General features: G+C 55.4%; 19 protein-coding genes and 1 pseudogene. 8 read left to right on the top strand and 12 right to left on the bottom strand.

All coding sequences use genetic code 11. The features are described from left to right. Positions 1-88: 88 nt before the first annotated feature. A complete protein-coding gene (locus tag HMPREF3096_RS16990) occupies positions 89-970 on the bottom strand; it encodes a helix-turn-helix domain-containing protein (RefSeq protein ID WP_023339552.1) in 882 nt (293 codons plus the stop codon). Positions 971-986: 16 nt separating this feature from the next. After that, positions 987-2,171: a 4-hydroxybenzoate 3-monooxygenase gene (gene pobA, locus HMPREF3096_RS16985; protein ID WP_022065581.1), complete on the bottom strand. Its 1,185-nt coding sequence runs from the start codon at positions 2,169-2,171 to the stop codon at positions 987-989. Positions 2,172-2,452: 281 nt separating this feature from the next. Here pobA and HMPREF3096_RS16980 point away from each other — a divergent pair, with 281 nt between their 5' ends. From HMPREF3096_RS16980 to opgB, 6 genes are all read left to right on the top strand, one after another. Continuing rightward, entirely contained in the window at positions 2,453-3,229 is a 777-nt protein-coding gene (locus HMPREF3096_RS16980; RefSeq protein ID WP_032731593.1) for a threonine/serine exporter family protein, read from the top strand. Further along, complete coding sequence (locus tag HMPREF3096_RS16975) at positions 3,220-3,693, top strand: threonine/serine exporter (RefSeq protein ID WP_012542936.1); 474 nt, start codon at positions 3,220-3,222, stop codon at positions 3,691-3,693. Before HMPREF3096_RS16980 ends, HMPREF3096_RS16975 begins: the two co-directional genes overlap by 10 nt. Before the next feature lie 103 nt (positions 3,694-3,796). Continuing rightward, complete coding sequence (gene dnaT, locus HMPREF3096_RS16970) at positions 3,797-4,336, top strand: primosomal protein DnaT (protein ID WP_008807544.1); 540 nt, start codon at positions 3,797-3,799, stop codon at positions 4,334-4,336. Positions 4,337-4,338: 2 nt separating this feature from the next. Then, the gene (dnaC, locus tag HMPREF3096_RS16965) at positions 4,339-5,076 is read left to right on the top strand and encodes a DNA replication protein DnaC (protein WP_008807545.1); all 738 of its coding nucleotides are present in this window, start codon (positions 4,339-4,341) and stop codon (positions 5,074-5,076) included. Positions 5,077-5,141: 65 nt separating this feature from the next. After that, complete coding sequence (locus tag HMPREF3096_RS16960; RefSeq protein WP_023297029.1) at positions 5,142-5,636, top strand: YjjA family protein; 495 nt, start codon at positions 5,142-5,144, stop codon at positions 5,634-5,636. A 257-nt stretch (positions 5,637-5,893) separates the two neighbouring features. Next, positions 5,894-8,185, top strand: a complete 2,292-nt coding sequence (opgB, locus tag HMPREF3096_RS16955; protein ID WP_032731592.1) for a phosphatidylglycerol--membrane-oligosaccharide glycerophosphotransferase — start codon at positions 5,894-5,896, stop codon at positions 8,183-8,185. A 60-nt stretch (positions 8,186-8,245) separates the two neighbouring features. On the opposite strand, the pseudogene HMPREF3096_RS16950 reads toward opgB, so the two are convergent. The 10 genes and pseudogenes from HMPREF3096_RS16950 to HMPREF3096_RS16905 all read right to left on the bottom strand — a co-directional run. Continuing rightward, positions 8,246-8,752, bottom strand: a pseudogene (locus HMPREF3096_RS16950) (Rpn family recombination-promoting nuclease/putative transposase); the annotation flags it as partial. Between the two features lie 199 nt (positions 8,753-8,951). Further along, on the bottom strand, positions 8,952-9,962 hold the full coding sequence (locus HMPREF3096_RS16945) for an SIS domain-containing protein (protein WP_008807549.1): 1,011 nt from the start codon (positions 9,960-9,962) through the stop codon (positions 8,952-8,954). A 17-nt stretch (positions 9,963-9,979) separates the two neighbouring features. Beyond that, on the bottom strand, positions 9,980-11,041 hold the full coding sequence (locus tag HMPREF3096_RS16940) for an SIS domain-containing protein (protein WP_032731591.1): 1,062 nt from the start codon (positions 11,039-11,041) through the stop codon (positions 9,980-9,982). A 12-nt stretch (positions 11,042-11,053) separates the two neighbouring features. Beyond that, on the bottom strand, positions 11,054-11,905 hold the full coding sequence (locus HMPREF3096_RS16935; RefSeq protein WP_012542940.1) for a PTS system mannose/fructose/sorbose family transporter subunit IID: 852 nt from the start codon (positions 11,903-11,905) through the stop codon (positions 11,054-11,056). Further along, a complete protein-coding gene (locus HMPREF3096_RS16930) occupies positions 11,883-12,662 on the bottom strand; it encodes a PTS mannose/fructose/sorbose/N-acetylgalactosamine transporter subunit IIC (protein WP_008807552.1) in 780 nt (259 codons plus the stop codon). The genes HMPREF3096_RS16935 and HMPREF3096_RS16930 overlap by 23 nt, the downstream gene beginning before the upstream one ends. A 16-nt stretch (positions 12,663-12,678) precedes the next feature. Beyond that, the gene (locus HMPREF3096_RS16925; RefSeq protein ID WP_012968994.1) at positions 12,679-13,149 is read right to left on the bottom strand and encodes a PTS sugar transporter subunit IIB; all 471 of its coding nucleotides are present in this window, start codon (positions 13,147-13,149) and stop codon (positions 12,679-12,681) included. A gap of 14 nt (positions 13,150-13,163) precedes the next feature. After that, positions 13,164-13,586, bottom strand: a complete 423-nt coding sequence (locus HMPREF3096_RS16920; RefSeq protein ID WP_012542942.1) for a PTS sugar transporter subunit IIA — start codon at positions 13,584-13,586, stop codon at positions 13,164-13,166. A 99-nt stretch (positions 13,587-13,685) separates the two neighbouring features. Further along, positions 13,686-16,451: a sigma 54-interacting transcriptional regulator gene (locus tag HMPREF3096_RS16915; RefSeq protein WP_032731590.1), complete on the bottom strand. Its 2,766-nt coding sequence runs from the start codon at positions 16,449-16,451 to the stop codon at positions 13,686-13,688. A gap of 134 nt (positions 16,452-16,585) precedes the next feature. Beyond that, entirely contained in the window at positions 16,586-18,031 is a 1,446-nt protein-coding gene (locus HMPREF3096_RS16910) for a tagaturonate reductase (RefSeq protein ID WP_008807556.1), read from the bottom strand. 11 nt (positions 18,032-18,042) lie between these two features. Continuing rightward, positions 18,043-19,065: a zinc-binding alcohol dehydrogenase family protein gene (locus HMPREF3096_RS16905; RefSeq protein WP_032731589.1), complete on the bottom strand. Its 1,023-nt coding sequence runs from the start codon at positions 19,063-19,065 to the stop codon at positions 18,043-18,045. A 136-nt stretch (positions 19,066-19,201) separates the two neighbouring features. On the opposite strand from HMPREF3096_RS16905, the gene HMPREF3096_RS16900 reads away from it, so the two are divergent. Both HMPREF3096_RS16900 and HMPREF3096_RS16895 read left to right on the top strand, forming a co-directional pair. Then, positions 19,202-20,116 (top strand): GntR family transcriptional regulator, encoded by a 915-nt coding sequence (locus HMPREF3096_RS16900; RefSeq protein WP_008807558.1) that lies wholly within the window; start codon positions 19,202-19,204, stop codon positions 20,114-20,116. A 179-nt stretch (positions 20,117-20,295) separates the two neighbouring features. Continuing rightward, positions 20,296-21,657, top strand: a complete 1,362-nt coding sequence (locus tag HMPREF3096_RS16895) for an MFS transporter (RefSeq protein ID WP_032731588.1) — start codon at positions 20,296-20,298, stop codon at positions 21,655-21,657.

The following is a 21,657-nucleotide window of genomic DNA, read 5'->3' as shown; positions in this document are numbered from 1 at the left end:
GCGATTAATATTAGCACAGACGCTCCTGCGCTAATAAATTAGAAAAGATAAAACTATTATTTAGCAAAAATAATTTCAGGCACGTGAGTTATAAAGCATTATCTTTGATTGTTTCTCTAAATGCTTTAGGAGACATCCCGCTATAGCGGCGGAAAAAGCGAGAAAAATAGGCAGCATCACTAAACCCTAAGTAATCAGAGAGTTGTGTTACCGTCATGCGGGTGTACTGCAGATTGCGTCGCGCTTCCAGCATCAGGCGTTGATGCAATACCCCCAGCGCGCTACAGCCATAGAACTCGCGGCATAAATAATTTAAGTGCGTGACCGACAACCCAATTAGCTTCGCATACTCCGCCAGCGGGAGATGCTGCCGATAGTGGCTCTCAATAAGTCGGGAAAAGTGGCGCATCATACTGCGCTTCCGCTCCGCTTTATCTTCCGTGGGCGGTGCGGGGCGGCACTGCCGGTTCAGCCAGACCAGCAGCGTCCCCAGCAACGAGTACAACATCATCTCCCGGGCATCATGCTCTTCGCAATATTCCTCGCGAAGCGCCGAAAATAGCGTATGCATATGCCCCCGGGAACGGCCTACCGGCACGCACTGCGGTACGCTAAGCACATCCAGCGGCCGGCCGAACTGGTTTTCAAACCGGCTCAGCAGCGGCAGCGCCAGGGAGAGCACATACCCTTGTGTCCCGGGTGAAAAATGAAACCCATGAATACAAAGGGCGGGAACCACCTGGATGCAGGACGCCGTCATCACCGCGGTGGCGCCTTCAATTTCGATCTCCGCCCGGCCCTGATGCAGGTAGAGGAGCTGGACCATTTCCGCATGCTGATGAACGCGAATATGCCACTCGTACAGACTGCTACGCTGCAAAATCGACTCGCAGTGCAGCAGGTCCGGCGTTGGCCAGCCGCGCTCTTCGCCATACAGCTTAAATACGGGGACGGCTTGTATGGGCGGCATAATCACTCCTCTTTAGTCAGGTAACGCGTTCCATGGGCAAGCCCACGTAGTTTTCCGCGATGGTGGTCAGCCCGGCGCGGGAGCCAAGGTAGTAGCGGCGGTCGGCGGCCTGCATTTTGGCGTCGAACGCATTCTGGTCCGGGAAATCATGCAGCAGGCGGGTCATAAACCAGCTAAAGCGTTCCCCTTTCCACACCCGATCCAGCGCCAGTTGCGAGTAGGTCGCCAGCAGATCGCTGCGGCCACGATGATAGTATTCACGCAGGATCCGCCACAGGTAGTTAACATCCGATGCCGCCAGGTTTAACCCTTTGGCGCCGGTTGGCGGAACGATATGCGCCGCATCTCCCACCAGAAACAGCCGCCCATACTGCATCGGCTCCACCACGAAACTGCGCAGCGGGGCAATGCTCTTCTCAAGTGAGTGACCAGTCACTAACCTGGATGCCAGGTCCTCCGGCAAGCGGCTTTTCAGCTCCTGCCAGAAACGTTCGTCCGACCAGGCTTCAACCTTATCGCTCAGCGGAACCTGTAGATAATAGCGGCTGCGCGTAAGTGAGCGCTGACTACACAATACAAACCCCCGCTGATGGTGTGCATAAATCAGCTCCGGATTGACCGGCGGCGTATCCGCCAGCAGGCCTAACCAACCAAACGGCCACACGCTCTCGTAGGTTTTGAGAATGTCAGCGGGAATGCTTTGCCGTGACACCCCGTGAAAACCGTCGCAACCGGCGATAAAGTCGCACTCCAGGCGGCAGGTTTCACCTTCGCTGAGGTAGGTGACCGTCGGTCGGTCGCTTTTCGCGTCATGAATAGCCACCTCGCTCACGCCATAGACGATCGGCGCGCCGCTGGCGGCCCGGGCCGCCATCAGATCGCGGGTCACTTCCGTCTGGCCATAAACCATCACACTCTTGCCGTCAGTCAGCTCGCTCAGTGCGACGGGTACCCGCTGGCCATCAAACAGAAACTCCACCCCATGATGCACCAGGCCTTCGGCATCCATCCGCTGCGCCACGCCCGCTTCGCGTAGCAGATCGACGGTGCCGCTTTCCAGAATTCCCGCGCGGATGCGCCCCAGCACATACTGTGGCGTTTGACGCTCGAGGATCACGGTATGGATCCCGGCGTTGTGCAACAACTGCCCCAGCAGCAGCCCGGAGGGACCTGCGCCAATAATCGCGACCTGTGTTTTCATAGGGTTGTCTCACTCTTGCAGGGTTAATTATTTGTATATTTTTTGTTTAATAAAAGTGCTTTCCTGCATTTTTGATAAGTCAGACGGGAAAAAGAAGGGATGAATGGCGGCAAAAATTGCACTTTTCACCAAACTGGCAAAAGTGTGGGATGCTTCAAATTCTGCCGCCCCGCCAGCCGGGACATTTTTGCATATTATTTGATCCCGCCCCCCTCAGCCGCTACGGCGCTTCAGGTTAAAGTATCGACAGATAACCAGACGTCGCGGACAGCAGAGGAATTATGCAGGTTGATCGGTCACAGCAGCGGGCAATCACACGATTGTGCATCCAGTGTGGTCTTTTTTTGTTACAGCACGGCGCCGAAAGTGCGCTGGTGGAAGAGCTATCCACCCGCCTCGGACGGGCGCTGGGAATGGACAGCGTCGAAAGCGCCATCTCGTCTAATGCCATCGTGCTGACCACCATTAAAGATGGCGAATGTCTCACCTCAACGCGTAAAAATGTCGACCGCGGCATCAATATGCATGTGGTAACGGAAGTGCAGCACATTGTGATCCTCGCCGAACATAAGCTGCTCGACTATCGCGATGTCGAGAAGCGCTTTTCGCAGATCGTTCCCTTGCGTTATCCGCGCTGGCTGCTGGTCATCATGGTGGGGCTCTCCTGCGCCTGTTTCTGCAAACTGAATAACGGCGGCTGGGACGGTGCGCTGGTCAGCTTCTGCGCCAGTACGGTAGCCATGTACATTCGCCAGGTGCTGACCCACCGGTCCATGCATCCGCAGATCAACTTCTGCATCACCGCCTTTGTCGCCACCACCATCTCCGGGCTGCTGCTGCGCCTCCCGGCCTTTGCCAGTACGCCGACCATTGCCATGGCCGCCAGCGTCCTGCTGCTGGTTCCGGGTTTTCCTTTGATCAACGCCGTCGCCGATATGTTTAAAGGGCATATTAATACGGGGCTCGCCCGCTGGGCGATCGCCAGCCTGTTAACCCTTGCCACCTGCATTGGCGTGGTGATGGCGATGACCGTATGGGGGCTGCGCGGATGGGCATAATCTCGTTTATTTTCGCACTGGCGGAAGACATGCTGCTGGCGGCAATCCCCGCCGTTGGTTTTGCCATGGTCTTTAATGTCCCCCAGCGCGCCTTGCGCTGGTGCGCGCTGCTGGGGGCGATCGGTCACGGCTCGCGAATGGTCATGATGAGCGCCGGTTTTAACATTGAATGGGCCACCTTTCTCGCCGCGCTGCTGGTGGGCAGCATCGGCATTCAGTGGTCACGCTGGTATCTGGCGCATCCGAAGATTTTTACCGTCGCCGCCGTGATCCCGATGTTTCCCGGCATCTCGGCCTACACCGCGATGATCTCCGCGGTAAAGATCAGCCATTTTGGCTATTCTGAAGAGATGATGATTTTGCTGCTGAGCAATTTTTTAAAGGCATCGTCTATTGTGGGCGCCCTTTCTATTGGCCTGTCGATACCCGGTCTGTGGCTGTATCGTAAGCGCCCTCGCGTCTGACCCCCGGCGTCGCGGTACAGCCGCGACGCTCCTTCCGCGACGGGCTCTGTGCTACTATGTGCAGATCACCCCACTCTTTGCAGTTCAGAGTTGAGATAGAGTTATGTCTTCGCGAATTTTAACCTCCCATTTTAGCGGCCTGGAAGAGTTCCTCCAGCAGCACGCGGCGCTGCTGGCGAAATCAACTGACGGCACCGTTGCCGTTTTTGCCAATAACGCGCCGGCATTCTATGCGCTGACGCCAGCGCGGCTGGCGCAGTTGCTGGAGCTGGAAGCCAGACTGGCGCGCCCCGGCAGCGACATCGCCCTTGACCCGCAGTTTTTCGAGGAGCCATCCGCGGCGCCAGTTGCGGTGCCAATGGGCAAATTTGCCATGTACGCCGACTGGCAGCCTGACGCCGATTTTCAGCGCCTGGCCGCGCTATGGGGCATTGCCCTGAGCCAGCCAGTCACGCCGGAAGAGCTGGCTGCCTTCGTCGCTTACTGGCAGGCGGAAGGTAAAGTGTTTCACCACGTGCAGTGGCAGCAGAAGCTGGCGCGTAGCGTGCAAATCAGCCGCGCCAGCAACGGCGGACAGCCGAAGCGCGATGTGAACAGCGTGAGCGAACCCGACAGTCATATTCCGCGAGGTTTCCGAGGATGAGCATGAAAAACGTGGGCGACCTGATGAAGCGTCTGCAGAAAATGATGCCGGCCCATATCGAACCGGCGTTTAAAACCGGCGAAGAACTGCTGGCCTGGCAAAAAGAGCAAGGCCGGCTGCGTTCCGAAGCGCTGGAGCGGGAGAATCGCGCGATGAAAATGCAGCGCACCTTCAACCGCTCAGGGATCCGCCCGCTGCATCAGAACTGTTCCTTTGATAACTACCGCGTCGAGTGCGAAGGACAGATGAACGCCCTCGCCCGCGCACGTCAGTATGTGGAAGAGTTCGATGGCAATATCGCCAGCTTTATCTTCTCCGGTAAACCGGGGACCGGCAAAAATCACCTGGCGGCAGCCATCTGCAACGAGCTGCTGCTGCGCGGGAAGTCGGTCTTAATCATCACCGTGGCCGATATTATGTCGGCGATGAAAGATACCTTTGGCAACCGGGAAACGAGCGAAGAGCAGTTACTGAGCGACCTCAGCAAAGTCGACCTGTTAGTGATTGATGAAATTGGTATGCAGACGGAGTCTCGCTATGAGAAGGTCATTATCAATCAGATAGTTGACCGTCGTTCTTCATCCAAACGGCCTACCGGGATGCTCACCAACAGTAATATGGAAGAGATGAACAAGCTGCTCGGCGAGCGGGTAATGGACCGTATGCGGCTGGGGAACAGCCTGTGGGTTATCTTCAACTGGGAAAGTTACCGGCACCGCGTCACTGGCAAGGAGTATTAAGAGATTTCCGGACGATGACGGCGTTATACTAAAGCGATTATTCAGTCACGCTTATGAGTCCGTCTATGAAATCGTTTAAAAATGGCTTACTTGCCGCTCTTGCCGCCAGTGCATTTACCCTCGCCGGCGCTCACGCTGCCTCCTGGCAGGATTCTCTTAACAGCGCCGCCAGCCAGCTTAGCGGCAGCAGCACCCAGGCTGGCAGCGGCGGCATGTCCGTCTCCTCGCTAACCAGCCTGCTCAGCGGCAGCAGCCAGTCTCTGACCGCCAGCAGCATGAATAATGCGGCCGGGATCCTGTCATATTGCGCGCAACAGAAACTGGCCTCCGTGACCAGCGCCGATAACGTCAAAAACCAGGTGCTGGATAAACTGGGACTCAGCACGCCGGAAAAACAGAAACAAGACACCAACTATCTCGATGGCCTGCAGGGCTTGCTCAACAGTAATAACGGCCAGCAGCTGGACCTGAATACGCTTGGCAACAGCTCGCTGGCGAAACAGGTGAAAACCAAAGCCTGCGATCTGGTCTTAAAACAGGGCGTTAACTTCCTCTCCTGATATGTACTGCTCATGCCGCGTTTGTTGCCTTCGCGACGGCAGCGCGGCCTGAAACGGTTTTTTTACCCTTTTTCCCTCTCCGCTTCCCCGCCACACCCGATGCGACACCGATCAAAAAAGGCAACATCTAAACCAATTCTGAATAACTGCACAGTTTCATGACGCTAGAATTGCAGCAAGATGGCGCTGCAATTACAGTGTGGCGTGAAAAGTAATCTATTCTGCCAGCCGACAACTGGCGCTAATGAGGATGAGCTGTGTCAGAGTTGTTATCCATCGCCTTATTTTTAGCTTCGGTGGTGCTGTATGCCTGGAAAGCGGGTCGTAACACCTGGTGGTTTGCCGCCACGCTCACGGTGTTAGGTCTGTTCGTGGTGCTGAACATCACCCTCTACGCCAGCGACTACTTTACCGGCGACGGCATCAACGACGCGGTGCTCTATACCCTGACCAACAGCCTGACTGGCGCCGGGATCGGCAAATACATTCTGCCGGGCGTCGGGGTGGGCGTCGCGCTGGTTGCCGTCTTTGGCGCGCTGGGCTGGGTGCTGCGCCGCCGTCGGCATCATCCTCATCACGTCGGTTACAGCCTGGCGGCGCTGCTGCTGGCGCTGGCCTCCGTGGATGCCAGCCCGGCCTTCCATCAGATCAGCGAGCTGGTGAAATCGCAGTCACGGGAAGGTGACCCGGACTTTGCCGCATACTACAAAGAGCCGTCGAAGCGTATCGACAATCCACAGCTGAACCTGGTCTATATCTATGGCGAAAGCCTCGAGCGTACCTATTTTGATAACGACGCCTTTCCTAACCTCACCCCTGAGCTCGGCAAAATAAAAGATCAGGGCCTCGATTTCAGCAATACCATGCAGCTCCCGGGGACGGATTACACCATCGCCGGTATGGTCGCCTCGCAGTGCGGCATTCCGCTGTTCGCGCCGTTTGAAGGCAACGCCTCGGCCTCGGTCTCCAGCTTCTTTCCCCAGAATATCTGCCTTGGCGATATCCTGAAAAACTCCGGCTATGAAAACTATTTTGTGCAGGGAGCCAACCTGCGCTTTGCCGGCAAAGACGTGTTTCTCAAATCCCACGGCTTCGATCACCTGTACGGGGCGGAAGAGCTCAAAACTACGGTAGCGGATCCCGCCTATCGCAACGACTGGGGCTTCTATGACGACACCGTGCTCGATGAGACGTGGAAAAAATTCGAAGAGCTGTCACGCTCCGGTAAACGCTTCTCGCTGTTCGCCCTGACGGTGGATACCCACCACCCCGACGGCTTTATCTCGCGCACCTGCGAGCGTAAACGCTATGACGTGGACGGTAAGAAAAACCTCTCCTTCAGCGCCGTTAGCTGCAGCCAGGAACATATCGCCGCGCTGATAGAGAAGATTAAAGCCTCACCCTATTTCAAAAACACGGTCATCGTGGTCTCTTCCGATCACCTGGCCATGAAAAACAGCGCCTGGGATTACCTCAACAAGCACGATCGCAGCAATCTGTTCTTCGTCCTGCGCGGCGATAAACCGCAGCAGGAGACCCTGGCGGTGAAACGCAACACCATGGATAACGGCGCGACGGTGCTCGATATTCTCGGCGGCGATAACTATATCGGCCTCGGGCGCAGCAGCCTCTCCGGCCAGTCGCTCTCCGGTATTTTCATGAATATGAAAGAGAAGGTCCTGGCCTGGAAACCGGACGTGATCCGCCTGTGGAACTTCCCGAAAGAGATGAAAAACTTCACCATCGATTCGCAGAAGAACATGATCGCCTTCTCCGGCAGCCATTTCCGTCTGCCGCTACTGCTCAGGGTATCAAACCAGCGCGTTGAACCGCTGCCGGAGAGCGAATACTCTGCGCCGCTGCGCTTCCAGCTGGCCGATTTCGCGCCGCGGGATAATTTCGTCTGGGTCGATCGCTGCTATAAAATGGGGCAGCTGTGGGCGCCTGAACTCGCGCTCTCTACCGACTGGTGCGTCTCGCAGGGGCAGCTGGGCGGTGAGCAAAAGGTTCAGCACGTCGATAAGCCGCAGTGGCAAGGCAAAACCGCTTTCAGGGATACCCTTATCGATATGGAGCGCTATAAGGGGAACATCGATACGCTAAAAGTCGTCGACAACGATATTCGCTACAAGGCCGACAGCTTCGTGTTTAACGTCGCCGGCGCCCCGGAAGAGGTCAAGCAGTTCAGCGGCATTTCGCGTCCCGAGTCCTGGGGTCGGTGGTCCAATGCCCAGCTGGGCAGCGACGTGAAGATTGAATATAAAGAGCCGCTACCGGAAAAATTTGATCTGGTGATCACCGCCAAAGCTTACGGCCCAAACGCCAATAAGCCGATCCCGGTGCGGGTAGGTGAAAGTGAGCAAGTGCTTACGCTGGCCAATGATGTGACCACTACGACGCTGCATTTCGACAACCCGTCGCGCAGCAACACCCTGACCATCACTCCGCCGGACCCGCAGTCTACCAACGAGGGCAATATCCTCGGTCACTCCCCACGTCAGCTGGGGATCGGCATGGTGGAGATCAAAGTGGTGAAAAGCGAAGGCTAAAACCATCCTGCCCGGCGGGTTTCCGCGCCGGGCAACGGTTGCCGTGGCAGGGCGTTAACCCTACAGCGGCTGTAGTTCATCAGCCGACAGTCCAGTGATTTTCTGTACCATCTCTTTGTCGAGGCCATTTTGTAACATACTGCCGGCAATGCGCAGCGCCTCGCGCCGGCTTCCTTCCTGCAAGCCCTCCTGGTGCCCTTCTTCCCGGCCTTCTAGTCGACCTTCTTGCCGACCTTCCTGCTTAAGCTTTTGCGCGATAGACATCAGTGTCTCCTCATACTGTGGCAGACGGCGGGCCAGCCGGCGGAGAAACACGCCCGGCTCGGCCGTATTACCGTACTGCAGCATATAGTGAAACAGCATTCTCAACTGCCGACGGTGAGTGTATCCCAGCATCACAACGGCCGCCAACGACTCCGTTATGCCGCTGAGATCGCGCTGGCGAATATGTTTTTGCATCAGCTCCAGCAGGGCGACCCGCCGATGCTGCACGAGGTCATCATCTGGCATCACCGTAACGTCGATCAACGTAAACGGACAGCCATACAGCGTCTTCGCCGTCTCCGGGTGGCGAAGAAATCGTTTAAAGACCGCATCGTGCGGCGTCGAGGTCATCCGTTTTTTCATGGCCATCCGCTTGCCTGAAAGAGAAGGAAAGCCGGACTCTACCACCGGTTTTTACCCGAATGGATTTGACGATAATTTTCTGGGAAGCGCCTCGGAGAATAGCATGGCGGCCAGCCCGGCTGGCCGCCATCAACACAGCTTAGTAATCAAACTGACGGTAGTAACGGCGGATATTGAGGTCGTGGCCGGTATGGTGTTCAAAGTGGGCCGCCAGCCGATCCACCAGCAGGGTGGACACCACGCACGGCGCCATAATCCAGCGGAACGCGTCATCAATGCCGTTCAGCGGATAGTCGCGCGGGTCGATCACCACCAGATGGTCAGTTATCTTTTCGGCAAAGCGTTCGACGCGCTCGTCCAGCGCCCGGCATTTCCCCTCTCCTTTCACCAGAAACAGCGGGACCTCTTTTTCCAGCAGCTCCAGGGTGCCGTGGAAAAATTCAGCCGAGCTCACGGATTTCGTCCGCTTCCACTGCATCTCTTCGAGAATACACATTGAGAACAGGTAAACCTCGCCCCACATTTCCGCGCCGCCAATCCACATCATATAGTCGCAGTCATGGTATTGTGCGGCAATGCTATCCGCCTGGAGATCGAACTGGCGCTTGGCCTGCAGGAGATTTTCCGGCAGTAATTCGAGCTGGCTGGCAAATCGCGCATAATTTTCAAACTCGCCGTGACGATAAATAACGCGGAAGAATAACCAGTACAGCAGCATATATTCATATTCCACACCGTTCTTGTGGCACATCGGAATATGCCAGCTGGCGGCGGCGGCCAATGGCGAGTCGGCATGACGGGTAATAGCCACCACGCGGATCCCCTGCGCCTTGCACCACTCGGCAATAGCCACCGACTCTTTGGTATCACCGGATTTAGATAACGTAACGACAACTGCATCTTTATTTAATTTTTTATGTCCGCGATGAATTAATTCGGCCGCCTGCTCAAGATATACCGGCACACTGGTTAATTCTTTGGCAAACTCATTAATGGCCATCATCGGTGCCAGAGAACCGCCTACCGAGGCAAAAAATAATGCGCTGCAGCCGCTGTCATAAATATCATCGGCCACGGTTTCAGCCTGTTTACGCGCAGCGATGATCTCGCGAGCACTGGTCAGGTACTCGTCCTGATTAAAACCCAACATAGTTTTCTCCTGAATATTCAGATTTTACTTTTTAATACGTGGTCAAAATCGTCAAAAATACGTTTAGCCAGATCGATGCCTTTCAGTCCGGCGGTATGCCAGGCCAGCATCTGGACGGGAACAATCAGCAACAGCGGCGCCAGGTGATGCTCGCACGGACAGTTTAGCGCCAGCGTCTGCGCATCCTCGTCATCGCTCAGCGTTAGCGTAAAAGCCCGGGCAATGGACGGCGCCATATAGTCCCGCAGCGCCCGGGTTCGCGCATCCGGCGCATCTTCAATAAACAGCATCACATGGCGGGCGTTGGCTTCCAGATAGGGACCGTGCATATAGGCTTCCAGCTCAAAGCCGCTGGAAGGCACGCGCACCGTTTCAGTAAATTTGGTTTCAAATTCCTTCGCCACGCCAACCAGCGCACCGTAGCCGGTGGCGACAAAGCGCTCCCCGCTCCGCAGCGTTTCGCTATACCGGTCGATAAAGCGCGAGGTGCGGGCGATAACATCCGGGATCGCCGCAAGCAGCCGCTGGAATTCAGCGAGATAGTGCTGCTCCTCCACCTCGCTGCCTTTCCCCTGCTGACGAGCAATGATCAGCGCTATCAGCAACAGATTCAGCACCGTCGCGCTAAAACCGCGGGTCACAAACCCTACGCTCTCGATCCCGGTATTGATATCCAGAACGCCATCGCAAGCGCGGGCTATCGGGCTTTGCGGGTCGGAGGTCAGGGCAAATACCGGCAATCCTGAGGCCTGTACCTTACGCATCGCCTCCAGCGTTGACGCGCTTTTCCCGCTCTGTGAAATCGCCACCACCAGATCGGTATGCGGGTCGATCGCTTCGTAATGGGTAAAGTTGTACGGCTCTTTAATGTCAACCAGCACGCCGAAGCGTTGTTCAAAGAAATAGCGCGCGCACAGCGCGGCATTCAGCGACGATCCGGTCGCCAGCAGCAAAATTCGGCGTACCGGGTGCTGGCGGGCAAAGGTCTCAATCGCCGCCAGCTTTTGCCGGTAGCCACGCAGGATCTGCGCCAGGCAGGCCGGCTCTTCACTGATATAGGTCATCATTGTTGGTCGCATAGCTCACTCCCGTTAAAACAATCCGATCCACGAACCCAGAATGCCTACCAGCGCCATGCCGCCAATAATTGAGAGCGGTTTAACTTTCCGTCCCAGCAGCCAGTAGACGATGCCAAAACTCACCAGCGGCAGCATGCAGGGCAGAATGTCATTGATAATGTCCTGCACCTGAGTTTTGGCTTCTCCGGCACCAAAGGAGAGAGGGATGGTGATATCGATCATTGAGGCGGTCATCGCCCCGACCACCATCAGGCCGATAATCGACGCTCCGTAGGTCAGGCTCTCCATCATTCCGCTCTTCTGGATCCGCTGCAGGACCCCGGTTCCCAGCACGTAGCCCCAGCGGGTAAAGCACCAGCGCACCAGAATGTGCGGCACGTTAAACACCAGCAGAAACAGGATCGGCCCGAGGATGTTGCCCTTCAGCGCCAGGCTGGTGCCGATCCCGGTGGCGATCAGGCGCAGCGTCCCCCAGAAGAAAGAGTCCCCCAGCCCGGCCAGCGGCCCCATCAGCGAGGCTTTGACGTTATCAATCGCAGTGGCATCCATGTTTTTCTGCTGGCTGTTTTTCTCCTCCATCGCCGTGGTGATCCCCAGCAGCAGGGTGACGATATGCGGCGTGGTATTGAAAAACACCAGATGACGTTTCAGCGCCCTGGCTAGCTCCTCTTTGCGCGGATAGAGCTTTTTCAGCACCGGAATCAGTGCGTAAACAAAGGCGAGATTCATCTGCCGCTCATAGTTCCACGAGAACTCCATCTGGAAGGAGCGCCAGAACACCCGGCGTAAATCTCGTGGCGTAATCCGGGTTTCTTCCTGCTCCTGCGGTTGCAGGGTCTCTTCAGAAATCGTCTTCGTCGTCATCGCTGACTCCTTGTTCTGTCGTCGTACGAGGTGAATTCAACGCGGTGACGTTAACCATGACCACCGCCACGATGGCGCCGAGAATGGCGATGCCGGTCACCGGGATTTTCAAATAAGCCATTAGCACAAAGCCGAGGAAAAAGTACGGCGCAACTTTCTTGTTAATCAGCAACCTGGCAAGCATCGCGAAGCCGAGCGCCGGGATCATGCCGGTGGCGACGCTGAGCCCGTGTTTGATAAATTCCGGGATGGTATCGAGCAGGGATTTCACCGCGTTGCTGCCCACCAGGAATGAAACGGTCACCACCGTGGCCAGCATCAGCGACAGCCCGAAGCCGGCAATCAGATGCATCCGCTCAATGCCCCGCGTATCCGCCCGTTCCGCATACCCGTCCGCCTTCTGGCTGAGCATCGGGATAAACATCCCCAGATAAACGTTTTTCAGGATCAGGGTCAGGGTGGCGATAGGTAGGCCGAGCAACAGCGCCGTTTCCGTGCCCGCGCCGGAGGTGATGGCGAACGCCACGCCGAGAATACCGCCCGTCACCACGTCGGGCGGGATCGAGGCACCAACGGAGAAAGAGCCGATAAACGCCAGCTCCAGCGTCGCGCCCATAATGACGCCGGTCTGTACATCCCCCAGCACCAGTCCGGTCAGCAGCCCGGTGACGATAGGCCGGGAAATCAGCGACGTCCCTAAGGCATATTCCGATTGCGCGATAAACGCCACCAGACCCAGTAAGAGAGCCTCTACCATAATCTGTCCTCCGGAATTACACGCATTCCGTAAAAAGCTGTTTGCGATCGTTCGGGACCTGGCGAATCTCCACCTCGACGCCCTTCCCCACCAGTTGTTGTAGCTGCTCTATTTCTGTCGGCAGTAAATTAATCGCCTTAGAGATATTTTTACTGCCCTCTTTAGCCTTAATTCCACCGAGATTTATGCTTTTTATTTCCCCGATAGCGCTGGCAATACGCCAGGCGTCATTGACCGATTCCACGACAATAAATAAATTATATTTATCGGTCACCCCACTTTTTATCGCCTCAATAGCATCATTGATATTTTTAATCACCAGTTTTACCGAGGGCGGTTTGGCAAGCTTAATGGTGGTTTTCCGCAGTTCATCTTCAGGGACACTGTCGTTGGCGATCAAAATGCAATCGGCGCCGACATATTGGGTCCAGGAAAAGGCCACCTGGCCGTGAAGTAATCGATGGTCTACCCTTAATAACGTAATCATCATGCTTCCTCATTTCAGAAGTCTTTATCCATAGTCATCGCACTGGCAATCGTTTGATTGCAGTACTGAATGCTCTCTTTGGCGCTGGTTAATGCTTCAGTAATTAATTTTTCAGTATTCTCTTCCGCTGCGGAAATCAGCAAGTCAATAATTAACGGCAGATTTAAACCTGATAATAAATGGAAGTGTGGGCGTGATAAAAAACGCACAAACTCGTTATTCACACTACCGGCGAAAATATCCGTAATCACTATCAGCTCATCCTGTGCCGGGAAACGCGCCAGTAGCGCCTCCACCTGCTGCGTGAGATCGGACTCCTCTTCTACATAGGCGCACAGGGTATGAATATCCGGCTGTTTACCGAGGATTAGCTCCACGGAGTTCAGCAAACCGTTAGCAAAGGTGCCATGGCTGGCAAAAATATAGTGTCGTTTCATCCTTACCTCGAAAGCGCATTCCACTGCTTTCTTAATTGCAACCGGCGTGCCAGAAACAGTGGCGCGCTGGTTAGCGCAAAGACGAACGGACTGAGGGAACTAAAACTCTTGATCTTCCTGAATAAATTCCGTTTCCCGCGTCAGGATATCATGAATGTAGCAGAGCTCGACGACGGGGATTTTGACACTATACCCGCTCTCTATGACACTAAAAGCCTCGCGGAGCGTCGCCAGCTCGCTCTGCGGACACTGCCTTCCGGAATAATGGGATGGCGACGCGTTGCGGATCAGGCGCTCTATCAGACAGCTGATATGCACATACAGCGCCACCTTGCGATCGTTGGGCACGTCGCAGCCGGCCAGATGCTCATAGCGCAGTAAAAACTGCTCGACCTGATTGATGACCTTTGCGGTATCGAGGATCGTCACCGACTCGATCACCCGGCGCAGCGAGAAATTTTTCAGGATCAGGTTATTGATCTCGCTGACTTGTTCAGAGGAGGTCAGCTCGCCGAAGATACGCATCAGCGGACGGCTGCCCTGGCCGGAAATCAGCGAATCCAGCGAGATCCACGGCAGATCGGCAAGCTGCGGATCCAGGGTACCGACGATCGCCAGCACCTCATAGCGGCTGAGCATCGGTTGCCGCCGCGCGGGATCGGCGAGCGTTTCCACATCACAGGCCACAATATCGATCCCCAGCGCTTCAGGAATGCTGGCTTTTAACAGCGCCGACAGATTCGCTGCCGCGCCCAGACCGGTCGCGCAGGTCGTAAGAATCGCCCGCGGTTTATCGGTTTGCGGGTAATAGAGCTGGTGCTCAACCGCAAGGTCATCGCCGATGTCGCGGACGATATCTTCCAGCATAACGCCCTGCAAAATGCGCTCCCCAACGTACATCGCCATCCCGGTCGAGACGTTATTAATTATCGCCATCGGCGTACTCAGCCGACGATTAAAATGGCGATGAATGGCGTTCAGCGATCCCATATCGACCAGAATGATCAACCCTGACGCCAGAGCGTGGCTCTCAATATAGGCCATCACCTGGTTAGCAATAGCCTCCGGCGTCACGTCGAGCGGCATATCGAATGACTCAAACAGCTGGCTTTTCAGCAACCGGTTCGCCACGTTGGCGATGCTGCTGGCGGTGGCGTAACCGTGGGCGAGGATAATTGCCCGGGTCACCTGCTGCTGGCTGATGGCGCCATTTTTCTGTAACCACAGCACCAGCAGCAGCAGGTCAATGCGCCGGGGTTCAATGTCCAGCTTCAGCGCCAGCGCAGCGAGGATCTCTTCGCAAAAGCGATACAGCAGCGGATATTTCTGCGCCAGAAAATCCTCCAGCAGGCGGCTTTTCTCGTTGCTCATCGTGGAAGGCCCCTGCCGGGAACGATGTATCAGGTAGTGGCTTAAAGCGTAGATACAGTTGCCGTTAAACTGGATATTGAAGCGCTTTTCAAGGCGATAAAACTCCTCCCGCACCTGATGCGTTATCAGCAGCAGCATATGCGAACTATTGGCATCGTGATTATCGAAAATCAGCCGATCGAAGAGGGTTTCAATCTCCTCGCCCATGCTTTTTTGCGCCTCTTCCCAGAGCGTTTTTTTACTCTGCACCGCCTCATACAGCGCGAGAACGCGGCACTGAGTATCGTAAATCAGCCCCTGAATCGGGTCGCGCGCGCGAAGCAGCCAGACCAGGCTGGTCTGCGGCTCGATAAGCAGCGGCTCCTGCTGGCCCATCGCTTCACTGAGCGCTGGCGTCGCAGCCATGATATTTTCCGGCAGATCGTGCAGCGTCACGGTAAGCATCTCGCTGCCCGGACACCTGGCCCAGGCCGACGCCACGGCGTATTTCACCACATTCTTCAGCTCACCGACGTTACCGCGATAAACATAGTGCGTCAGCACCTGTAGCAGCCGGGGCGTCAGCTGCAGCCGGGTAGCCAACGTGCGCGCCTCCTGCCAGAAAAACTGCAGCGTGAGCGCGTCTTTTTCGTGGCGGCTGCGGGTCTGTAAATCAGGCAGGCTAACGAGGATCGGGATACGACGAATAAAGGTGGTCAGAAACGTGCTGTGAATATCTTCGGTGGTGGCAAACACCAGCCTCAGCGAAATCGGCATCCCCTGCGCCGTTTCCCCCACCCGATAGATCTCCTTACGGTCCAGCCAGGTGAACAGCTTCTCCTGCCCCTGCGCATCCAGGCGGTGGACTTCGTCGAGAAACAGCACGCCGCCGTTTGCCGCTTCAAACGCCCCGGCTTTATCGCTCTGCGCGCCGGTAAACGCGCCTTTGACGTAACCAAACAGGTTGGCGGCCAACAGCTCCGGGTTGCTGGCATACTGGGCGCAGTTAAAGCTGACAAAAGGCGCATCGGGCGGCAGCAGCCCCTGGGCGATAGCAAACTCATGCATCAGCTCCGCCATATAGCTCTTGCCAGTTCCGCTGTCGCCAACGATCAGCAGCGGAAGCCCACCGTTAGGATAAAACAGCGCGGTTTTCATCTGTTCGATAGGCTTGCGCAGGCTACCGTCATGGCCGGTCAGCAATGAGAAATGATCCGCCTGCTCCGGCTGCCGGTCGCTCTCTGCGAGCAGCTCCGCCATGCTGGCGTACTCGCTGCGGGAAAGAGGGAAGAACTGCTGGCAGAAGGCGGCCTTATGCAGGAAATAGACTGGTCGAGTATTGATCTTCACCAGCACATCCTGGGCCACCAACTGATTCAGATAGTGGCTGGCGGTATTTCTTTGCATCGCAAAAAGCCGGGCCAGGTAGCCAGCGGTGAAGACCTCGCTCAGGTTATCCGGATCAAAAAAATCGGTCTGATTTTGCAGAAAAGCCAACAGTTCCGTTTTACGCATGACATCCCCCTCTTCACCTTACAGAGGCTTATGATGCGGGAAATCCACCAGGCGTTGGCGCTAAATTCACTTTTTGCGGTTCGGAGCACAAAAAAAACGGCGCCCAAATCCGCGGACGCCGCATAACAAAACCGTTACAGCCGCGCCAGGGCCTCCCGCATTCCTGAGCGCAAAATCATTTCCAGATAGCGCGTGACCTGGTCGGAAAGGCCGGGAATAGCCGTCAGATCCTCGCCCCAGTGCGCGTTATCCTGTAAAACCTCCAGCACCAGTCCATGCAGCGGGCTCCCGTTCGCCACCTGCTTCCATCCTTGCGAGAAGCGGGTTAACCAGACGTCATCATCCTGCAGCGGATACACCTGTCCGTCGCGCTGGCCGCGATAGAAGGCGATAAGCGCCGCCAGGGCAAACGTTAGCCGCGGCGGGATCGCGCCGTGCTGGCGGATTGTCGTCAGCAGCTGCGGCAGGATCCGGGTGCGGAACTTAGTCATGCCGTTCAGGGCGATGGCGAGCAATTGATGGCGAATATAGGGATTAAGAAAGCGCCCGGTGACCGCATCGGCAAACTGACGAAGCTCCTCGGCCGGTAAATCGAGCGCCGGGATAATCTCTTCATCAATCGTCTGCTGTACATAATGGCGAATGGCTTCGTCCTGCATCGCTTCGCCAACGGTATCCACCCCGCACAGCCATGCTACCGGCACCAGCGCGGTATGCGCACCGTTAAGAATGGCAACCTTGCGCGCTTTATAGGGCCGGATATCCTCTACGATGCGGATATTAAGCGGGTAGCGATCCAGCCGCAGCGTTTCCGCCAGCGCCTGCGGACCCTGAATGACGAATAACCAAAAGTATTCGGCGGTATCAAGGAAAGCATCATGGTAGCCCAGCTCCGCTTCCAGCTTTTCTGCTTCATCACGCGGGTAGCCGGTGACGATGCGGTCAACCAGCGTTGAACAAAACGTATTGGCGGTCTCAACCCAGTCGCGAAAAGCCGCGGGCAATTGCCACTCTTTGGCGTAGCGTAGCACCAGCGCCTTCAGCGCTTCGCCGTTGTAGTCGATCAGCTCGCAGGGGATAATCGTCCACCCCTTATCCGCAGCGCCATTGAAATGGCGGAAACGTTCGAGCAGCAGTTGGGTCAGCTTCGCCGGGAAGCTAACCGGCGGCTTATCGTCAAGCCGGTCTCCGGCATGATAGCTAATACCCGCTTCGGTAGTATTTGAAAATACGAACGCGATCGCCGGATTACGAGCCAGCGCCAGATAGCTGGCAAAATCCTGCCAGGGATTGAGCTCGTTATTAACGGAGCGAATAATCCGCGATTCGCTCACCGCCTCGCCGCGTTCATTCAACCCACGAATGATCGTGGTATAGAGTCCGTCCTGGGTATTTAACGACGGCGGAAACGCGGTGTTGATCGGGCGAATAATGGTCACGCCCGCCGCCAGATCGGTTTGCTCATTCAGCAGATCCAGCTGCCAGTCAATAAATGCCCGCAGGAAGTTGCCCTCGCCAAACTGAATCGCGCGCGTCGGGTACTGCGGCCCGGGAAAATCTTGTCGGTTTAACGATTTCATAAGCTTACCTGCTAAAAATGAATAACGCCTTTGATCAGCTGACGATTGTTAATCACTTCGCTTTCGTAAATGTCCGCCAGCGACCTGAAATCGTAACGGTGGGTCAGCATCATCCTGGCGGTGATTTTCCCCTCGGCCATCAGCCGCCCAACTTTGGCAAAATCCTCTTCCGTCGCATTACGACTGCCCATCATGGTCGTCTCTTTCTTATGAAATTCCGGGTCGGAGAACTGCAGTTCCCCCTTAAACAGACCAACAAAAATGATGCTGCCGCCGTGACGGATTAAATTAACGGTGTTATTCATCGCCTGCTGATTTCCCGTCGCGTCAATCACTTTCTGCGCCAGAGAACCGCCAAACGTGGCAGACAGTTGCTCGATAAACAGCGGATCGGAGGGATCGAGGGTGGTCAGGCCGAGATGCTGTGCCACATGATCGCGCCGCGCCGGGCTGGTATCCGCCACCACCACCTGCGCGCCGTCAGCCTTAGCGATCGCCGCCGCCCCAAGGCCGATGGGGCCCGCGCCAACCACCAGCACCTGCTCCCCTGCCCGGATAGCGGCACGACGCACCGCGTGGGCGCTAATGGCGAATGGCTCAATCAACGCCACGGCTTCAGGGTCGACGTCATCCACCACCAGCAGATTGTTTACCGGCACGCAGAGATACTCGCTAAACCCGCCGTCCCGATGCACGCCGATCACCGAAATCTTCTCGCAGCAGTTTGTCCGGCCGTTCAGGCAGGCCGGACACTGGCGGCAGGCGACATAGGGAATCACAGCAACCTGTTGGCCGCTCTTCAAATTAAGAATATTTTTACCCAGCCCAATTATCTCACCGCATATTTCATGTCCAAGAACACGCGGATAACTAAAAAAAGGCTGATTGCCGCCCCATGCATGAATGTCTGTCCCACAAATCCCCACAGCCTTTATTTTAATGAGCACTTCATCATCGCCGGGAATGGGAATCTGGCGTTTTTCCCAGTGTAGTTTTTTAGGTTCCTGACACACTAAAGTATTCATCGACGTCATAATAATTGCCTCCGTATTTGTTGGCTTAGATATCGATGAAAAATAGAAACAGAGTGAAACTCATTGCAAAATCTGTGAAATGTCGCGCACAAAACTGTTTTAAATCCGGCTTTAATGGATAAAAAAGGAAAACGTTATGAGTCGCTCACAAAACCTACGTCACAATGTTATTAACCAGGTCATCAACGATATGGCGCGCGGCTTTATCCCCTCGCCGCTACCCTCGCAAAGCGCACTGGCGGAGATGTATAACATTAGCCGCACCACGGTGCGCCATATCCTTTGCCACTTATGCGAGCGCGGCGTCTTGAGCCAGGTCAATCACGACTACCAGATCCTTCGGCAGCCGGAAGTACAGGACGGCTTCGATGGTTCCAGCGCCTCGCTGACCGAACAAAACCGTCTCTTTGAACAAGCGTTTTTCACCATGATTAACCAGCGTCAGCTACGCGCCGGGGAGCGGTTCTCCGAACTGCAACTGGCGCGTGCCGCGGGCGTCAGCCCGGTCGTGGTCAGAGAATTTTTACTGAAATTCAGCCGCTACAACCTGATTGAAAGCGAAAAGCGCGGCCAGTGGAACATGAAAAAATTTGAGCAATCCTGGGCCGAGCAACTGTTCGAATTGCGGGAAATGCTGGAAACCCACGCACTTCAACATTTTCTTAATCTGCCGGACAGCGATGCCCGCTGGCTGCAGGCCAAAACCCTGCTCGAGCGCCACCGCACCCTGCGGGACAGCATCGGCAACAGCTTTCGTATGTTCTCCCAGCTCGATCGTGATTTTCATTCGCTGCTGCTTTCCGCTGCTGATAATATATTTTTTAATCAATCACTTGAAATTATTTCCGTGATCTTTCACTTCCACTATCAGTGGGATGAAAGTGACCTTAAACAGCGCAATATCATCGCCATTGATGAACATATGACGATCCTGAGCGCACTCATCTGTCGCAGCGATCTGGATGCCAACCTGGCGCTACGTAACCACCTGAACTCCGCGAAGCAATCCATGATTAACTCTCTCAAGCAAAGTGAATCGCTGGCACATTAAGTACCGATTAAAAACAGAAAATGATTAGCAACAGCACAAATCCAAAAACGTAATCCGGCGCCCTCAAAAAGGTTATTTATGCTGAAAACAAGTCGACTTACTTTACTGTGAAACAGGTGGGTGATGTTTACCCCCTTCGTTGTCACTTGGTATTCAAACATAATAATCAGGAGTCAGGCGTGGAATCACAAAATATAACCATAGACCCGCAGACCGACTTTAAAAAGGGGGAAGCGGAAAACCTTTCAGTTCCCTTAGAAAATACACTACAACGTAGTTCTCGTATTAAAAAGATTCAAACAACGGCAATGATTCTGTTATTTCTGGCGGCGGTGATTAACTACCTCGACCGAAGTTCATTGTCCGTTGCGAACTTAACGATTCGCGAGGAGTTAGGGCTTACCGCCACTGAAATCGGGGCGCTGTTATCGGTTTTCTCTCTGGCCTATGGCATTGCGCAACTGCCCTGCGGGCCGTTGCTGGATCGCAAAGGTCCACGCATCATGCTGGGGCTGGGGATGTTTTTCTGGTCGCTATTTCAGGCGGTCTCCGGGATGGTGCACAGCTTTACCCAGTTTGTCCTGGTGCGTATCGGCATGGGGATCGGCGAAGCGCCGATGAACCCGTGCGGCGTCAAGGTGATCAACGACTGGTTTAATATTAAAGAGCGCGGCCGCCCAATGGGCTTCTTTAACGCCGCCTCGACGATTGGCGTGGCGATCAGCCCGCCGATCCTTGCCGCGATGATGCTGATGATGGGCTGGCGCTGGATGTTTATTACCATCGGCGTACTGGGGATCTTTGTCGCTATCGGCTGGTATATGCTTTATCGCAACCGGGAGGATATCCCCCTCACCGCCGAGGAGCAGGCCTACCTTAATGCCGGAAGCGTCAACGTGCGCCGCGACCCGCTGAGCTTTGCCGAATGGCGCAGTCTGTTTAAAAACAAAACCATGTGGGGAATGATGTTCGGCTTCAGCGGCATCAACTATACCGCCTGGCTATATCTGGCATGGCTGCCGGGTTACCTGCAAACGGCGTATAACCTCGATCTGAAAAGTACCGGGTTTATGGCCGCCATTCCTTTCCTGTTTGGTGCCGCCGGTATGCTGATCAATGGCTACGTCACCGACTGGCTGGTCAAAGGCGGCATGGCCCCGATCAAAAGCCGCAAGATCTGCATTATTGCCGGGATGTTCTGCTCCGCGGCGTTTACGCTGATCGTGCCGCATGCCACCACCTCAATCGCGGCGGTGCTGTTAATCGGTATGGCGTTGTTCTGTATTCATTTTGCCGGAACGTCCTGCTGGGGATTGATCCACGTCGCCGTAGCATCAAGAATGACGGCTTCCGTCGGCAGTATTCAGAATTTCGCCAGCTTTATCTGCGCTTCATTCGCACCGGTGGTGACCGGATTTATTGTCGATACCACCCATTCCTTCCAGCTGGCACTGGTTATATGCGGCTGTGTGACCGCTCTCGGCGCACTGGCCTACATTTTCCTGGTTCGCCAGCCGATTAGTGACCCGCGTAACGACTGA

The organism is Klebsiella sp. HMSC25G12 (genome assembly GCF_001807705.1).
GTDB lineage: Bacteria > Pseudomonadota > Gammaproteobacteria > Enterobacterales > Enterobacteriaceae > Klebsiella > Klebsiella variicola.
Note: the sequence above shows the minus strand (reverse complement) of the source record. Positions and strands in the feature narration are given on the sequence as shown.

Coding starts and splice junctions, on each gene's coding strand:
- pobA (WP_022065581.1), bottom strand. CDS start 2,171: ATGAAAACACAGGTCGCGATTATTGGCGCAGGTCCCTCCGGGCTGCTG.
- HMPREF3096_RS16960 (WP_023297029.1), top strand. CDS start 5,142: ATGAAATCGTTTAAAAATGGCTTACTTGCCGCTCTTGCCGCCAGTGCA.
- dnaC (WP_008807545.1), top strand. CDS start 4,339: ATGAAAAACGTGGGCGACCTGATGAAGCGTCTGCAGAAAATGATGCCG.
- HMPREF3096_RS16945 (WP_008807549.1), bottom strand. CDS start 9,962: ATGTTGGGTTTTAATCAGGACGAGTACCTGACCAGTGCTCGCGAGATC.
- HMPREF3096_RS16910 (WP_008807556.1), bottom strand. CDS start 18,031: ATGAAATCGTTAAACCGACAAGATTTTCCCGGGCCGCAGTACCCGACG.
- HMPREF3096_RS16920 (WP_012542942.1), bottom strand. CDS start 13,586: ATGAAACGACACTATATTTTTGCCAGCCATGGCACCTTTGCTAACGGT.
- HMPREF3096_RS16975 (WP_012542936.1), top strand. CDS start 3,220: ATGGGCATAATCTCGTTTATTTTCGCACTGGCGGAAGACATGCTGCTG.
- HMPREF3096_RS16905 (WP_032731589.1), bottom strand. CDS start 19,065: ATGACGTCGATGAATACTTTAGTGTGTCAGGAACCTAAAAAACTACAC.
- dnaT (WP_008807544.1), top strand. CDS start 3,797: ATGTCTTCGCGAATTTTAACCTCCCATTTTAGCGGCCTGGAAGAGTTC.
- HMPREF3096_RS16915 (WP_032731590.1), bottom strand. CDS start 16,451: ATGCGTAAAACGGAACTGTTGGCTTTTCTGCAAAATCAGACCGATTTT.
- HMPREF3096_RS16925 (WP_012968994.1), bottom strand. CDS start 13,149: ATGATTACGTTATTAAGGGTAGACCATCGATTACTTCACGGCCAGGTG.
- HMPREF3096_RS16900 (WP_008807558.1), top strand. CDS start 19,202: ATGAGTCGCTCACAAAACCTACGTCACAATGTTATTAACCAGGTCATC.
- HMPREF3096_RS16980 (WP_032731593.1), top strand. CDS start 2,453: ATGCAGGTTGATCGGTCACAGCAGCGGGCAATCACACGATTGTGCATC.
- HMPREF3096_RS16990 (WP_023339552.1), bottom strand. CDS start 970: ATGCCGCCCATACAAGCCGTCCCCGTATTTAAGCTGTATGGCGAAGAG.
- HMPREF3096_RS16935 (WP_012542940.1), bottom strand. CDS start 11,905: ATGACGACGAAGACGATTTCTGAAGAGACCCTGCAACCGCAGGAGCAG.
- HMPREF3096_RS16930 (WP_008807552.1), bottom strand. CDS start 12,662: ATGGTAGAGGCTCTCTTACTGGGTCTGGTGGCGTTTATCGCGCAATCG.
- HMPREF3096_RS16940 (WP_032731591.1), bottom strand. CDS start 11,041: ATGCGACCAACAATGATGACCTATATCAGTGAAGAGCCGGCCTGCCTG.